We start from the raw sequence: 770 nt of genomic DNA, 5'->3' as shown, positions 1-770 counted from the left end.
GGCACGCTCAACCCGCAAGGCATCGATGCTGATAAAGCGAGGATCATCATCAACGATTATCTCGAAAAGCAGCTAACGTTTTACTCTCATAAAATATAAAAGTCACAGGTCTTCACTATGGAAATGAAAACACATTACATCGATGGTGCAATGTATATCGGATGTTCTGAAGAGCATTTCACCACTTACAATCCGGCAAATGGTGAGCCATTGGCCAGTATTAAACAAGCAAACCAGAGCGATATGGAAGCCGCTATTGAATCTGCAAAGCGCGGTTTTGAGGTTTGGTCTGCAATGACGGCCATTGAACGTAGCCGGATTCTTAACAAAGCGGTAGCGATTCTGCGTGAACGCAATGACGAGTTAGCCGCTTTAGAAGTGGCAGACACGGGTAAGCCAATTCAAGAAGCTATCGCTGTTGATATTACGACAGGCGCGGATGTTATCGAATACTACGCCGGTCTTGCACCAAGTTTGCAGGGTGAGCAACAACCACTCAATGAAAACCAGTTTTTCTATACGCGCCGTGAACCTCTGGGAATTTGCGCAGGTATTGGCGCCTGGAACTATCCTATTCAAATCGCAATGTGGAAATCAGCACCAGCACTGGCTGCGGGTAATGCAATGATCTTTAAGCCGTCGGAAGAAACACCGCTTACAGCGCTTAAGCTTGCGGAAATTTATTCTGAAGCGGGTCTTCCTGATGGTGTGTTTAACGTCGTGCAGGGTGACTATCGCGTAGGGCAGATGCTAACGGCGCATCCGGATAT

The 770-nt window shown here is 47.1% G+C and carries 1 protein-coding gene and 1 pseudogene; both read left to right on the top strand.

Going from position 1 to position 770, the window contains the following annotated elements; genetic code table 11:
• Window positions 1–99 (top strand): annotated as a pseudogene (locus tag R7190_RS26910) (transcriptional regulator BetI); the annotation flags it as partial.
• A gap of 18 nt (window positions 100–117) precedes the next feature.
• Window positions 118–770 (top strand): aldehyde dehydrogenase family protein (locus R7190_RS26905; RefSeq protein ID WP_318137802.1); only part of this gene is annotated, 653 nt, incomplete at its 3' end.

The organism is Vibrio sp. 1078-1 (assembly GCF_033340475.1).
Note: the sequence above shows the minus strand (reverse complement) of the source record. Positions and strands in the feature narration are given on the sequence as shown.